Genomic DNA, 13,950 nt, shown 5'->3' with positions numbered 1-13,950 from the left:
CAGGATCGGATCGGTATCAATAATGCGGAGGGGGTGGTTCGTCGGCGGCGTCGGCATACAGCGTGCTGCGCACCTTGCCCAGGTCTTCGAGCAGGTGGCGCAGCAGCGTGGCGTTGCGTTGGCTTTCGGCGCGTGCCTCGGCCAACGCATCGCTCACCTCGGACAGCGCCTGTTCCTGGAAGGACAGGCGCGTCTCCAGCTCGATCAACCGGTTCTCCAGCAATCGATCCTGGGTGGAGAAGTCATGCTTCACTGATCGAACGCCCTCGGCCGATGCCATAGTAAGCCAGGCCGAAGGTCTCGATTTCCTGCGGATCGTAGAGATTCCGGCCGTCGAACACCACCGCGTCGCCGAGCAGTTCCTTGATCCGGGTGAAATCCGGGCTGCGGAACTGCTTCCATTCGGTGACTACGACCAACGCATCTGCGCCTTCCAGCGCGGCGAAGGCGTCCTCGCAGAAGCTCAGGTCGTCGCGTTCGCCGAAGATGCGCTTGGCTTCCTCGGTCGCTTCCGGATCGTAGGCACGCACCGTCGCCCCCGCCTCCCACAGCTGCGCCAACAGACGACGGCTGGATGCGGCGCGCATGTCGTCGGTATTGGGCTTGAACGCCAGGCCCCACACCGCGAAGGTCTTGCCGGCTACGCTCTGGCCGCCGTAATGGCGCTGGATCAGCTCGTACAAGTGGCCCTTCTGCGCCTCGTTGACCGCTTCCACCGCATCCAGCAGCTTGGCCTCGTGGCCGTACTGGTGCGCGGTGCGCGCCAGCGCCTGCACGTCCTTGGGGAAGCACGAGCCGCCGTAGCCGGCGCCCGGATAGATGAAGTGCCAGCCGATGCGCGGATCCGAGCCAATGCCCTGGCGCACCTTCTCCACATCGGCGCCGACCCGTTCGGCGATGTTGGCGATCTCGTTCATGAAACTGATCTTGGTCGCCAGCATCGCGTTGGCCGCGTACTTGGTCAGCTCGGCCGAACGCACGTCCATCTCCACGATGCGGTCGTGGTTGCGGTTGAAAGGTGCGTACAGCCGGCGCAGGCGCGCGGCGGTGCCCGGCTTGCTGCTGCCGATCACGATGCGGTCCGGACGCATGCAGTCGGCGACCGCATCGCCTTCCTTCAGGAATTCCGGATTGGACACCACGTCGAACTCGATGCTCTCGCCGCGCTTGTCCAGCTCGGCGGCGATCGCCGCGCGCACCTTGTCTGCGGTCCCGACCGGCACCGTCGACTTGTTGACCACCACGGTCGGTCCCTGGATGTGCTGGCCGATGGTACGGGCCACAGCAAGCACGTACTGCAGATCGGCGCTACCGTCCTCGTCCGGCGGCGTGCCGACGGCAATGAACACGATATCTCCATGCGCAATGGCGCTGGCCGCGTCGGTAGTGAAAAACAGTCTCCGTGCGGCGTGATTGGCCTTGACCATCGGCGAGAGGCCAGGCTCGTAGATCGGGACCACGCCCTTGTTGAGCCCATCCACTTTGGCTTGGTCGATGTCCACGCACACCACGTGATGGCCTACCTCGGCCAGACAGGTTCCGGTGACAAGCCCGACATAGCCGGTGCCGAATATCGCTACACGCATGTAATCTCCCTTTCGGTTATTGAAGGATGCCCAACAGTTCCACGTCGAAGGTCAACATGGCATCCGGGCCGATCGGGCCGCCCGGGGTGCCCTGCGGGCCGTAGCCCAGGTTCGACGGAATCCAGAAACGGTATTTGGAACCGACCGGCATCAGCGCCACGCCCTCGCTCCAGCCAGGCACCACCTGGCTGAGCGAGAATTCGGCCGGCTGGCCGGTCTTGTACGAGCTGTCGAACACTTCGCCGTTGATCAGCTTGCCCTCGTAGTTCACCCGCACCTTGCTGGTCGGCATCGGCCGTTCGCCGCTGCCCTGGCGCAGCACCATGTACTGCAGGCCCGACGGCGTAGTGACCACGCCCTTCTGGGTCTTGTTCTGGGCAAGGAAGGCGTTGCCCTTCTCGCGGTTCTCGGTGGCCGCGGCGGCCTGCTTGGACGCGATGAACGCCTGCAGCGTGGCGGTCGCCTGCTCCTGGGTCAGCGCGGTGTCGCCCTTGGCGAACACGGTACGCACCGCGCCCATCAAGGTGGTCAAGTCGATCTCGTTCTGGATCCGCGCCAGCGACGGGCCGACCGCGCGATCGCCGAGCATCAGGCCGACGTTCTGCTTGGACACCGGTGGCGGCTGACTGCCCGGCGCTATGCCCGGCACCGGCTGCCCGCTGCGCGCGGCCATCTGCGTGCGCAATGCGGTGTCGGTGGCCTGCGCCTGCTCGTCGGACAGCAGCGGCTTGCCGCCCTTGAAGGCGTTCTCGATCGCGCGTTGCATGGCGTCCACATCGATGTCCTGGGCGATGGGCTCGAAGGAGCGCGCCACGTCCATGCCCATCGCGTAGCTGACCTTCTGCTTCTCGCTGCCCAACGCCGCCGGCTTGGCCGCCGCCGGCGCCTGCGCGGACGCGCCACCGGCCACCACCGCCATCCCCATCAACAGCGACGCCACTGCGCCGCGCATTCCCATCTTCATTCGCTACGTTCCTGGAAGTGAACTAGAGGCGCCGCGATGGCGCAGAGGCCGCATTGTCGCATGCGCGGCAACGATATCGACTTGGAATCAATGTGATCCCGACTGCGCTTTCAGTTCGCGTTCGATGGCCGCACGCAGCGCCGGATCGTCTGGCGCGATCTTGCTGGGGAACTGCGCGACCACGCGTCCGTCGCGCGCGATCAGGTACTTGTGGAAGTTCCAGCCCGGCGCCACGCGGGTAGCCTTGGTCAGTTGCTGGTACAGCGGCGTCGCCTCGGCCCCAAGCACATGTACCTTCTCGAACATCGGGAACTTGACCCCGTAGGTCAGCGTGCAGAATTCCTGGATCTGCTTCTCCGAGCCGGGTTCCTGACCCTTGAAGTCGTTGGACGGGAAACCAAGCACGCTGAAGCCCTGCGCGGCGTAGCGCTGCTGCAACTGCTCCAGGCCGTCGTACTGCGGGGTAAAGCCGCACTTGCTGGCGGTATTGACCACCAGCAGCACCTTGCCGCCGTAGGTCTTGTTCAGATTCACCTTATCCTTGCCGGCCAGCGGACGGTAGTCCAGGTCCAGCAATGACGCCGCCCAGGCACTGCCGACGGTGCCGGCAGCGGCAAGGATCGCGAGGAAAAACAAACGCTTGGATAGTTTCATCGGGGCACCTTAAAAGCTTAAAGAGGAACGCGCAGGCAGTAGGCCATGAGCTGGGTTGGTCGCTATGTTGACATGATGCGTGACGGTGTTATAGTTAAATACAACACCAATCATCCAGGGCGGGGCAAACGATGAACCTCCAACGCATGCAACGCGGCCTTCCGGCCATGGTCATCGTCGGCGCCCTGTTCTCGGTGAGTTGGGTCGGCGCCCAAGGTAGCCAGGGACGGTCGCCCGATTATGGCGCCAGCGAGCCGCAGGAAGACAGCCACGCCCCTCCTGCCGCGCCCGCGCCGGTACGGCGGATGCGTGCATCGTTGTCCATGCCCTATTTCTCCTTCGCGCACACGCTGCGCCCACGGAGCTGACCATGAACGATATCCACTGGAGCGATGGCGCTCCGATCTACCGCCAGCTGAAGGATCGCGTGATCGCGATGATGCTGGACGGGATCATCAAGCCCGGCGACGCACTGCCCTCGGTGCGCCAGGTCGCCGCCGAATACCAGCTCAACCCGATCACCGTGTCGCGCGCCTACCAGGAACTGGCCGACGAGGCCCTGGTCGAGAAGCGCCGCGGGCTGGGCATGTTCATGACCGAGGAAGCGGCCAGGAAGCTGCGCGGCAGCGAACGCAATCGCTTCCTCAACACAGAGTGGCCTTTGGTGCTGGAACGGATCCAGCGCCTGGGCCTGACATTGGAAGACTTGTTGCCACCGGGGAAAACACCATGACTGCCGCTGTCGCCGCATCCGAATCCGTCGTCTCCGCGCGCGCGCTGCGCAAGACCTACAACTACAAGCCGGCGCTGGCCGATACCTCCTTCGCGATCGCGCCGGGCCGCATCGTCGGCCTGATCGGTCCCAACGGCGCCGGCAAGACCACCGCTTTGAAAGCGGTGCTCGGCCTGACCGCAGTCGAGGGCGAACTGCGCGTGCTGGGCATGGACCCGCGCAAGCAGCGCAACGCACTGATGAACGACGTGTGCTTCATCGCCGATGTGGCGGTGCTGCCGCGCTGGATGCGGGTACGCGAGGCGATCGATTTCGTCGCCGGGGTGCATCCGCGCTTCGACCGCGCCAAGTGCGAGCGCTTCCTGGCCAACACCAAGCTGACGCCGAAGCTGCGCGTGCGCGAGATGTCCAAGGGCATGATCGTGCAACTGCACCTGGCGCTGGTGATGGCCATCGACGCGCGCCTGCTGGTGCTCGACGAACCCACCCTGGGCCTGGACATCCTGTACCGCAAGGAGTTCTACCAGCGCCTGCTGGAAGACTACTTCGACGAACAGAAGACCATCATCATCACTACCCACCAGGTCGAGGAGATCGAGCACATCCTCACCGACGTGCTGTTTATCCGCGACGGCCGCATCGTGCTCAGCGCCGACATGGAGCACATGGCCACGCGCTACACCGAACTGCTGGTGCCGGCCGAATGCGTCGACGCGGCCCGCGCGCTGCAGCCGATCGACGAACGTGGCCTGCCGTTCGGCAAGACCGTGTTCCTGTACGACGGCGTGCCGCAGGCGCAATTGGCCGCGCTCGGCGAAACCCGCACTCCCGGCCTGGCCGACCTGTTCGTTGCCATCATGAAGGGGACCTACGCATGAACGCACCTGCCAAGCAGATTTCCGCGCTGACCAGCTTCAAGTGGCTGCTCAAGCGCGAATACTGGGAACACCGCGGCGGCTTCCTGTGGGCACCGGTCATCGCCGGCAGCGTGATCACCGTGCTGTACACGCTGCTCGCGCTGATCGGCACCGTGGCCGGCCGCGGCGACGGCAGCAACGGCTTCAACATCGATGGCGGACCGGAGAAGCTGAACGAGATCATCGGCGCGGTCGGCGACGGCACCATGCTGGCCGGCGTGGTCCTGGCCTGCGTCGTGCTGGGGTTCGTGGTGTTCTTCTACGCACTGGGCTCGCTGTACGACGACCGCCGCGACCGCAGCGTGCTGTTCTGGAAATCGCTGCCGCTGTCGGATCTGAACACGGTGCTGTCCAAGGCCGCCTGGGCGCTGCTGCTGGCGCCGATCGTGGCGATCGGGATCGGCCTGCTGATCGGCATCTGCCTGTGGCTGGTCACCGCGCTGACCCTGTCGGTCAACGGCATCAGCCAGAGCAGCGCGGTGTTCACCCACTCGCATCCGCTGCGCATCATCGGCGCGGTGCTGTCCAACCTGCCGATCTACGTGATGTGGTCGCTGCCGACCATCGGCTGGCTGATGTTCTGCTCGGCCTGGGCGCGCACCAAGCCATTCCTGTGGGCGGTGCTGATCCCGGTCCTGGGCTGCGTGATGGCGAGCATGATGGGCATCCTGCCGATGCTGCACGTGAACCACAACGCGATCTGGTACACGGTGGTCTACCGCGGCCTGCTGAGCGTGCTGCCCGGCACCTGGCTGCCGGTGCTCAGCGAAAGCGCGCCGCCGGTGCAGATCGATGGCGCCCAGGACCTGGCCAACGCGATCCAACTCAGCGATGCCTGGCGCATCTTCCAGAGCACCGACATCTGGATCGGCGCGGCGATCGGAGTGGCCTTCATCGTCGCGGCGATCTATCTGCGCCGCTGGCGCGACGAAGCCTGATCCGCACCGTTTTCCGTTTCCCGATTCCCTCTTTGCCTATGGAGTTCACGATGATGCGCAAGACCTTGCTGCTGTCCGCGCTGCTGCTGGTCCCGGCCCTGGCCCTGGCCGACGAATGCAGGCATTCCGAGCCGCGCAACCTGAAACTGGACCTGACAGGCGCCAAGAATGTGATCTTCGACGCGCAGCAGAACAACCTCAAGCTGACCGGCGCCAGCGCCGCCGCGTTCGAGCTGCGCGGCCGCGCCTGCGCCTCCGATGCGGACATGCTCAAGGAGCTGACCGTGCGCCAGCGCCGCGAAGGCGACACGCTGATCGTGACCCTGCAGCACGACGGCAAGATCCACGGCATCAGCTCGGGCACCCGCTACGCCTACCTGGACCTGGCCGGCAGCGTGCCGAGTTCCCTGCCCGTGCAGTTGCGGCTGGGCTCCGGCGATGCCGACATCGGCGGCGTGGCGGCGCTCGACGCCAGCGTCGGCTCCGGCGATCTGCATGCGCACGGTGTGCGCGGCGTGGTCAGCGCCACAGTGGGATCGGGCGACATCGAGCTGCGCGACATCGGCAGCCTCAGCCTACCGACGCTGGGCTCGGGCGACGTCAAGGCGAGCCAGGTCGGCGGCGACGTCAAGATCGGCACGGTCGGCTCCGGCGACCTGACCGTGCACGGCGTGCGCGGTGCGGTGCAGATCGGCAGCATCGGCTCCGGCGATGCACAGCTGCGCGACGTGAGCGGCAGCGTGGCGCTGCAATCGATCGGTTCAGGCGACCTGGAAGTCAGCGGCGTCGGCGGCAATCTCAGCGTGGAGCGGATCGGCAGCGGCGACATCCACCACAGCGGCGTGCGCGGCAGCGTCAACGTGCCCAAGCGGCGCTGATCCGCGGCGCTCCCTTCGCTTCGATCGAGAACATACCCATGCAGCATCGTTCCCTGCCGTCGGCCGGCATCGCCCTGATCGCGCTATTGGCCCTGGCCGCCTGCCAGCCCTCGACGCCGCAGTCCGAACGGACCAGCAGCAACACGCCCAGCACGCGCAGCCTGAGCTTCGACAACGGCGACATCACCCTGAAGGTCTCCGGCCAGCCACCGGCGACCATCACCCGGAGCGGCGACCTGCTGATCGACGGCAAACAGATCGCGCTCGGCGCCGAGCAGCGCGCCTTGCTGGTGGCCTACCGCGCGCAGCTCGGCGCAGTCGGCATGCAGGGCCTGGAGGTCGGCAAGCAAGGCGCCGCGCTGGGCGTGAAAGCGGCCGGCGACGCGCTGGCCGGGGTCATCAGCGGCAACACCGACCATGTCGGCGAGCACATCGAGGCGCAGGCCGAGAAGCTCAAGCAGGAAGCGCTGAAGATCTGCGCGCAGGTGGCGACGCTGCGCCAGGCGCAGGACACGCTGGCGCAGCAGCTGCCGGCATTCCGTCCCTATGCCAGCCTCGATGCCAGCGACATCAGCGACTGCGACAAATCTGCCAAGTAATTGCGCCGGTCCCGGCCTAAAATGGCCGGGACCCTCCTGCTCCGAATCGATCGATGAAGAAGACGCTAGTCGCCTGGTTTTCCCTGATCGCGCTGTGCCTGCTGCTGGCGGCGTGCGGCGCGCGCGACGGCGCCGCCTCGTCCTCGCGCGCCGAACGCGGCAAGCCGCGCGTGTCGGTGGACAGCATGAGCGTGATGCTGCGCCGCGCCCCGGCCGCCAACGCCTCGATCGGCCCCGACGGCAGCCTGCGCATCGACGACATCGAACTGCCGCTGCCGCAGGCGCAGCGCACCCAGCTGCAACAGCTGTTCATGCAATTGCAGATGCAGCGCCAGCGCACCCTGGAAACCGCCGTACCTGATCCGAACATGCGCTCGGTCGGCTTTGCCACCACGCCGGAGATCAGCGCACTGCAGAGCGCGGTGCTGCACGATATCCCGTCGCTGCAGCCCTACCAGGAAAGCTTCGGCAACCTGCAGGCGGAGCGGCGCTGAGGCACGTCCTCTGCTCCTGCAGAGACGAGAAGCCGGTACGTGCCATCGTTGGGGGGATGGATGCCGCGAGGTCGGATCCTGTCGGGGCTGAAGCCCCTCCTACAGTGCACCTAGACATTCCATTGCGGGTTTGCCTGTAGAGCGGCTTCAGCGGCGACCGACGGAGCCGTGGGACTTTCCGACGAGACTGCGTCCGAGGCACCCGGACCTTCACTGCAACATCCCAGCGGATGAATTCGCGCTTCAGCGTCGGCATCTCCAGCTCGCCGGATTCGTTCGCAAACGCGACACGCCAGCTCCGCATGCCACGGCATCGGCCGCACCATGCGGGCACCACGCCTCAACCGCCGCCACCCGCGCCGGCGTGGATGCCGCCCTTGGTCAGCGCCGCCGGGTCGAGCAGCTTGCGTAGCTCGGCCTCGCCCACGCCGCTGTCCTCCAGCGCGATCTCCAGCACAGGGCGATTCTCCTTGTAGGCGCGCTTGGCGATCGCCGCCGCTTTTTCGTAGCCGATGATCGGATTCAGCGCGGTGACCAGGATCGGATTGCGGTCCAGCGTCTCGCGGACCCGATCCTCGCGCACCTTCAGCCCGGCGATCGCCGCATCGGCCAGCAGCCGCGACACGTTGGCCAGCAGGTTGATCGAATCCAGCAGGTTGGCCGCGATCAGCGGCAGCGCCACGTTCAACTGGAAGTTGCCGGTCTGCCCGGCCACGGTGATCGCGGTGTGGTGGCCGATGACCTGCGCGCAGACCATCACCGTGGCCTCGGGAATGACCGGATTGACCTTGCCGGGCATGATCGAGCTGCCCGGCTGCAAGGCCGGCAATTCGATCTCGCCGAGGCCGGCCAGCGGCCCGGCGTTCATCCAGCGCAGGTCGTTGGCGATCTTGATCAGCGCCACCGCCAGCGCATTGAGCTGGCCGGACAGTTCCACCGCATCGTCCTGCGCGGCCAGGCCTTCGAACTTGTTGTCGGCGCTGTCGAACTTGCTGCCGGTCAGCGCGGACAGGGCCTTGGCCACCTTGCCGCCGAAGCGCGGATCGGCGTTGATCCCGGTGCCGATCGCGGTGCCGCCCAACGGCAGCCGGCGCAGACGCGTGAGGCTGTCCTGCAGCCGCTTCTGCGCCGAGGACAATTGCGCCGACCACGCCCCGAATTCCTGACCGAAGGTGAGCGGCATCGCATCCATCAGGTGCGTGCGCCCGGTCTTGACCACCTTGTCCAGTTGCCTGGCGCGCTTGTCGATGACCTTGCGCAGGTGCTTCAACGCCGGCAGCAGCTGTTCCTGCGTGGCCAGCTGGGCGGAGACGCGGATCGCGGTCGGTACCACATCGTTGGAACTCTGGCCCAGGTTGACGTGGTCGTTCGGATGCACCGCCGGCGCGCCCGGTTTGCCCGCGCGCGAGGCCAGCGTGGCGATGACCTCGTTGGCATTCATGTTGGACGAGGTGCCCGAGCCGGTCTGGTAGATGTCGATCGGGAAGTGTGCGTCGTGCTTGCCGTCGGCCACCTCCAGCGCGGCCGCCTGCACCACCTTGGCCACGGCCTTGGGCAGCAGGTCCAGGTCGGCGTTGACCCCGGCCGCGGCGGCCTTGATCAAGCCCAGCGCGCGGATGAAGCCGCGCGGCATCGGCTGCCCGGACACCGGGAAATTCTGCACCGCACGCTGGGTCTGCGCGCCCCACAGCGCCTCGGCCGGCACCTGCAACTCGCCCATGCTGTCGTGCTCGACCCTGAATTTGTCGCTCATTGCGCACTCTCCACATCTGCATAAGAGGAATCCACCCGGCACTGTCGCAAGGGACGTCCGGGAAGGCAGGCTGGCGGAGCTGCGGCTGGCGTAGACATTATCCGCGGCACAGTGCCCGGCGTCAGCAGTGTGCGCCAGCAGTTGTTAGCAACGCCTGGAGAGGCGGCGCCGCGGCTGCACGGCGATGCGGACGGACCCCATCACCCCCGCCATGCCGCTGCCGGCACGCATGCCTCGCCGATACCGGCGTCGTGAAGCGCCCGCGCGGAGGAGGTGACGGCCACGCATTGGTCAGCGCGCCAATGCGCGCCTGGCGCGGATGCGACCGGACCGAGGCTGGCAATCGGCAGGCGGCGGCGCCAATGTCCTGGAGAGTCCGGCAACGTCGCGCGGCCGGGCTCCGATCCAGGCGCAGCGGCGGCTGCATTGCCGGCCACCGCGATCTGCGGTTACTGGCGGTTGCTCTGGAAGACCAGGTCGTTGTAGGTCTTCAGCAGCCGTCCCGGCGAACCTTCCGGCGCCAGCGTCGGGCTGTCCAGCCAGCCCTGTTCGATGCGGCTGTACGGGGTCTTTTCGACGACCCGCTTGATCCGCGCCTTGCCTTGCTTGCGGAAGTTCTCCGCGGCGGTTTCGAAACCGTTCCAGTCCAGCTTGCCCGGTTCCTGCTCGGCGACCTTGGCGCGGGCCTCGTCGGACAGCGTGTTGAAGCGGTCGAGCAAGGCGGTGGCCTTGGCCGTATCGAACGCGTCCTCCTGCAGCAGGGCCACGATGTCCTTGGCCTCGAGCATCATCGACAGCCGGTAGAAGTCGCGGGTGCGGCCTTCGGCCTGCTCCATCGCTTTCAGCTGTTCGCGCTGGGCGGCATCGTTCTGCGCATCCAGTTCGGCGCTGAACGCATGGCTCGCCTCGGCGAACTCGGACAAGGCGGCCATCAGCGGCGCATGCAGCTGCTTGCCCTTGGCGAACCCGTCGTCCTGATAGTCCTCGCGCTCGTAGTAATCGCGTGTCTGGTTGCCGAGCGGCTGCAACGTCTTCAGCGCAGTCAGGTAACGCTTCGCGGCCGCATCCAGGGCAGGCAGCAGTGGTCTGGCGGCGGCCGCCTGTAGCATCGGCGCATCGCAGACCTTCATGTCGTACTGGTCGATCTTGGCAGGTCCGTAGACGCTGGTTTCCTTGCCGGTCGGGCCGGCGGCAGGGTCCTTCATCCAGCCGACATAGGACTGGGCGCCGCGATGGATGTCCGCATCGACCTTGTTGAAGCACTCGATATACGCGTTGAGCTTGCTGGTCAGCGCTTCGTGCGCAGCGCTCGCCGCGTGCTCGGCAGGCGCCTTGCCGTCGGCCGCAGTGGCCGACGGCTTGCCGCCGCAGGCGACCAGGAAAACGCAGACAGCTGCGGCCAGCGCAGCCAGGCAGAAGCGGGAAGTCATGCGAGTACGTCCTTGTTGAAAACGATTACATCCTCGGATTGTAGCAACACGCATTGATCCAGCGCCAGCGCGCCCATGGCCGCGGAGGAACAGGGCTTCGACGCGGCGGTCACCTCGACGTGCCCACCCGCGCCGCTCCACGCCGATGTCCGGCCGCCACCGGCACGGCATAGCCGGTGCGCGGCCAGCTAGAATAGCCGCCCCACCGCTGCCGCCCTGCCCCTGCCCATGTCGGATTCCGCCCTGCTCGCCCTGTCCCCGCTCGATGGCCGCTACGCCGGCAAGGTCGATGCCCTGCGGCCGATCTTCTCCGAATACGGCCTGATCAAGGCGCGGGTGAAGGTGGAGATCGAATGGCTGCTGGCGCTGGGCGCCGAACCGGGCATTACCGAGCTACCCGCGTTTTCGGCGGCCGCCATGCAGCGGCTGCGCGGGCTGGCCGACGGCTTCGGCGTGGAGCACGCGGCGCGGGTCAAGCAGATCGAGCGCACCACCAACCACGACGTCAAGGCGGTGGAGTACTTCATCAAGGAGCAGCTCAAGGACGATGCCGAACTCGGCCCGGCGCTGGAATTCGTGCATTTCGCCTGCACCAGCGAGGACATCAACAACCTCAGCTACGGGCTGATGCTGGAGCAGGCGCGGCGCGAAGTGCTGCTGCCGACGCTGGACGGCGTCATCGCCTCGCTGCGCGCGCTGGCGCATGCGCAGGCCGCACAGCCGATGCTGTCGCGCACCCACGGCCAGACCGCCTCGCCGACCACCCTGGGCAAGGAGATCGCCAACGTGGTCGCGCGCCTTGAACGCCAGCGCCGGCAGATCGCCGCGGTCGAGCTGACCGGCAAGATCAACGGCGCAGTCGGCAACTACAACGCGCACGTGGCCAGCTATGCGGACGTGGACTGGCCGGCGTTCGCGCAGCGCTTCGTGGAGGGCCTGGGCCTGGTGTTCAACCCCTACACCACCCAGATCGAGCCACACGACAACATCGCCGAACTCGGCGACGCCACCCGCCGCGCCAACACCATCCTGATCGACCTGGCCCGCGACATCTGGGGCTACATCTCGCTGGGCTACTTCAAGCAGAAGCTCAAGGAAGGCGAAGTCGGTTCCTCGACCATGCCGCACAAGGTCAACCCGATCGACTTCGAGAACGCCGAAGGCAACTTCGGCATCGCCAACGCGCTGTTCGAGCATTTCAGCGCCAAGCTGCCGATCAGCCGCTGGCAACGCGACCTGACCGATTCCACCGTGCTGCGCGCGCTCGGCACCGCGTTCGGCCACAGCCAGGTGGCGCTGGATTCGCTGGCCAAGGGCCTGGGCAAGCTGACCATCAATCCGCAGCGCCTGGATGGCGACCTCGATGCGGCCTGGGAAGTGCTGGCCGAAGCGGTGCAGACGGTGATGCGTCGTCACGGCCTGCCCAACCCGTACGAGCAGCTCAAGGCGCTGACCCGCGGCCAGGGCATCACTGCCGCCTCGATGCAGGCCTTCGTCGAAACCCTGCAGTTGCCCGAGGACGCCAAGCAGCAACTGCGCACGCTGACCCCTGGCCGCTACACCGGCCTGGCCGAGCGCCTGGCGCGCGCGATCTGAGCCAGACGCGTCGGTCGACAGCGCGACGGCCGCGCGCCAGCGCAAGCACACTAGCGCAGCCGCCGCCATGCGCAGCGACAACGCATCGCGCAGCGGGCTGGGCGACAATGGCGGCCATCGCCGGCACCGTCGTCGGCCTCGCCCCTGCCGGACGCCCGCCATGAAGAAATCCACCCCGTTCCCCATCGAAATCGACGCCACCCGGCAACAGCCGCTGGGCATGCCCGCCGCGCGCTTCCTGCGCGACTACTGGCACAAGCGCCCGCTACTGATCCGCAACGCCTTCCCCGGCTTCGTCTCGCCGATCGAGCCGGGCGATCTGGCCGGCCTGGCCTGCGAAGAGGCCGCGCTGTCGCGGCTGATCGTGCACGACCGCGGCAATGACCGCTGGAGTGTGCGCAGCGGCCCGTTCCAGGAAAGCGAATTCCCCGGCATGCCCGACCATGACTGGACCCTGTTGGTGCAGGACGTGGACAAATGGGACCCGGACATCCGCGCCCTGCTCGAGCAGTTCCGCTTCCTGCCGCGCTGGCGCGTGGACGACGTGATGGTCAGCTTCGCCGCGCCGGGCGGCTCGGTCGGTGCGCACGTGGACCACTACGACGTGTTCCTGCTGCAGGCGCACGGCCAGCGCCGCTGGCAGATCGATGCCAGCGCGTCGATGGGCCGCAAAGCGCCGCCCACCGACTTCCGCGAGGATGTCGAACTGAAGCTGTTGCGCAGTTTCAGCCCCAGCCACGAGTGGGTGCTCGGCCCCGGCGACATGCTGTACCTGCCGCCGCTGGTGCCGCACCATGGCGTCGCCGAAGATGCCTGCCTGACCTTCTCGGTGGGCACGCGCGCGCCGTCCTCGGCCGAACTGATCGGCGACTACCTGGACACCCTGATCGACGGCGCCGACGAGACGCTGCGCTACCACGACGAGGACCTGCAGGTTCCGGCCGATCCGTACGAGATCGACGCGGCGGCGATGGGCCGCGTGGTCGAGGCGCTGAACGCACTGCGCATGAACGATACCGACCGCCTCGGCGCCTGGTTCGGCCGCTTCATCACCACCTACCGTGCCGCCGGCGAGATCCTGCCGCCGACCAACCCGCCGGCGCCGCAGGAAGTGGCCGCGGCGCTGCAACAGGGACTGGTCCTGCAACGCCACCCTTGGGCGCGGCTGGCCTGGCGCCGGGCCACGCGCGGCGCCACCCTGTTCTGCAGCGGCCTGGAATTCGCCCTGCCGATCAAGGACGCGCGGCGCCTGGCCGCGGCCGAGCACCTCGGTGGCAGCGACTACGCCGCGCTGTCCGTCGCCGGCCGCGACACCCTGCTGCAGCTGGTCGAGGCAGGCTTCTACCAGCCGCTGGACGCGGCCGAGCACGGCGACGAGGATGACGACGCGCAGGACTGAGCGGCCCGC

The 13,950-nt window shown here is 67.1% G+C and carries 15 protein-coding genes; 9 read left to right on the top strand and 6 right to left on the bottom strand.

The window, feature by feature from the left end; all coding sequences use genetic code 11:
• Positions 1-16: 16 nt before the first annotated feature.
• The 4 genes from E4A48_RS05760 to E4A48_RS05745 form a co-directional block, all read right to left on the bottom strand.
• Positions 17-280 carry a SlyX family protein gene (locus E4A48_RS05760; protein ID WP_052235175.1) on the bottom strand — a complete coding sequence of 88 codons (264 nt, stop codon included), beginning with the start codon at positions 278-280 and terminating at the stop codon, positions 17-19.
• Entirely contained in the window at positions 243-1,586 is a 1,344-nt protein-coding gene (locus E4A48_RS05755; RefSeq protein ID WP_039009627.1) for a UDP-glucose dehydrogenase family protein, read from the bottom strand. Before E4A48_RS05755 ends, E4A48_RS05760 begins: the two co-directional genes overlap by 38 nt.
• 16 nt (positions 1,587-1,602) lie before the next feature.
• The gene (locus E4A48_RS05750) at positions 1,603-2,550 is read right to left on the bottom strand and encodes an FKBP-type peptidyl-prolyl cis-trans isomerase (RefSeq protein ID WP_039009625.1); all 948 of its coding nucleotides are present in this window, start codon (positions 2,548-2,550) and stop codon (positions 1,603-1,605) included.
• A gap of 87 nt (positions 2,551-2,637) precedes the next feature.
• Positions 2,638-3,204, bottom strand: coding sequence for a glutathione peroxidase (locus E4A48_RS05745; RefSeq protein WP_039009623.1), 567 nt, complete (start codon positions 3,202-3,204; stop codon positions 2,638-2,640).
• A gap of 131 nt (positions 3,205-3,335) precedes the next feature.
• On the opposite strand from E4A48_RS05745, the gene E4A48_RS05740 reads away from it, so the two are divergent.
• The 7 genes from E4A48_RS05740 to E4A48_RS05710 are packed head-to-tail and all read left to right on the top strand — an operon-like array spanning position 3,336 to position 7,763.
• The gene (locus E4A48_RS05740; RefSeq protein WP_039009622.1) at positions 3,336-3,572 is read left to right on the top strand and encodes a hypothetical protein; all 237 of its coding nucleotides are present in this window, start codon (positions 3,336-3,338) and stop codon (positions 3,570-3,572) included.
• A gap of 2 nt (positions 3,573-3,574) precedes the next feature.
• Entirely contained in the window at positions 3,575-3,937 is a 363-nt protein-coding gene (locus E4A48_RS05735) for a GntR family transcriptional regulator (protein ID WP_039009620.1), read from the top strand.
• A complete protein-coding gene (locus tag E4A48_RS05730; protein WP_039009618.1) occupies positions 3,934-4,815 on the top strand; it encodes an ABC transporter ATP-binding protein in 882 nt (293 codons plus the stop codon). Before E4A48_RS05735 ends, E4A48_RS05730 begins: the two co-directional genes overlap by 4 nt.
• Positions 4,812-5,792, top strand: coding sequence for an ABC transporter permease (locus tag E4A48_RS05725; protein WP_142742031.1), 981 nt, complete (start codon positions 4,812-4,814; stop codon positions 5,790-5,792). Before E4A48_RS05730 ends, E4A48_RS05725 begins: the two co-directional genes overlap by 4 nt.
• Before the next feature lie 53 nt (positions 5,793-5,845).
• Positions 5,846-6,670 (top strand): DUF4097 family beta strand repeat-containing protein, encoded by an 825-nt coding sequence (locus E4A48_RS05720; protein WP_039010087.1) that lies wholly within the window; start codon positions 5,846-5,848, stop codon positions 6,668-6,670.
• A 38-nt stretch (positions 6,671-6,708) separates the two neighbouring features.
• A complete protein-coding gene (locus tag E4A48_RS05715) occupies positions 6,709-7,269 on the top strand; it encodes a DUF2884 family protein (RefSeq protein ID WP_058196163.1) in 561 nt (186 codons plus the stop codon).
• 53 nt (positions 7,270-7,322) lie between these two features.
• Positions 7,323-7,763 (top strand): hypothetical protein, encoded by a 441-nt coding sequence (locus E4A48_RS05710; RefSeq protein WP_039009611.1) that lies wholly within the window; start codon positions 7,323-7,325, stop codon positions 7,761-7,763.
• 340 nt (positions 7,764-8,103) lie between these two features.
• Here E4A48_RS05710 and E4A48_RS05705 read toward each other — a convergent pair whose 3' ends face one another.
• Positions 8,104-9,516: a class II fumarate hydratase gene (locus tag E4A48_RS05705; protein ID WP_039009609.1), complete on the bottom strand. Its 1,413-nt coding sequence runs from the start codon at positions 9,514-9,516 to the stop codon at positions 8,104-8,106.
• Between the two features lie 449 nt (positions 9,517-9,965).
• Positions 9,966-10,946, bottom strand: coding sequence for a YiiG family protein (locus E4A48_RS05700; RefSeq protein WP_142742030.1), 981 nt, complete (start codon positions 10,944-10,946; stop codon positions 9,966-9,968).
• Positions 10,947-11,174: 228 nt separating this feature from the next.
• Between E4A48_RS05700 and purB the strand changes: the two genes are divergently transcribed.
• The gene (gene purB, locus E4A48_RS05695; protein WP_142742029.1) at positions 11,175-12,542 is read left to right on the top strand and encodes an adenylosuccinate lyase; all 1,368 of its coding nucleotides are present in this window, start codon (positions 11,175-11,177) and stop codon (positions 12,540-12,542) included.
• A gap of 160 nt (positions 12,543-12,702) precedes the next feature.
• Positions 12,703-13,941: a ribosomal protein uL16 3-hydroxylase gene (locus E4A48_RS05690; protein WP_039009603.1), complete on the top strand. Its 1,239-nt coding sequence runs from the start codon at positions 12,703-12,705 to the stop codon at positions 13,939-13,941.
• Positions 13,942-13,950 lie beyond the last annotated feature (9 nt).

The organism is Xanthomonas translucens pv. cerealis (assembly GCF_006838285.1).
Taxonomy (GTDB): domain Bacteria; phylum Pseudomonadota; class Gammaproteobacteria; order Xanthomonadales; family Xanthomonadaceae; genus Xanthomonas_A; species Xanthomonas_A cerealis.
Note: the sequence above shows the minus strand (reverse complement) of the source record. Positions and strands in the feature narration are given on the sequence as shown.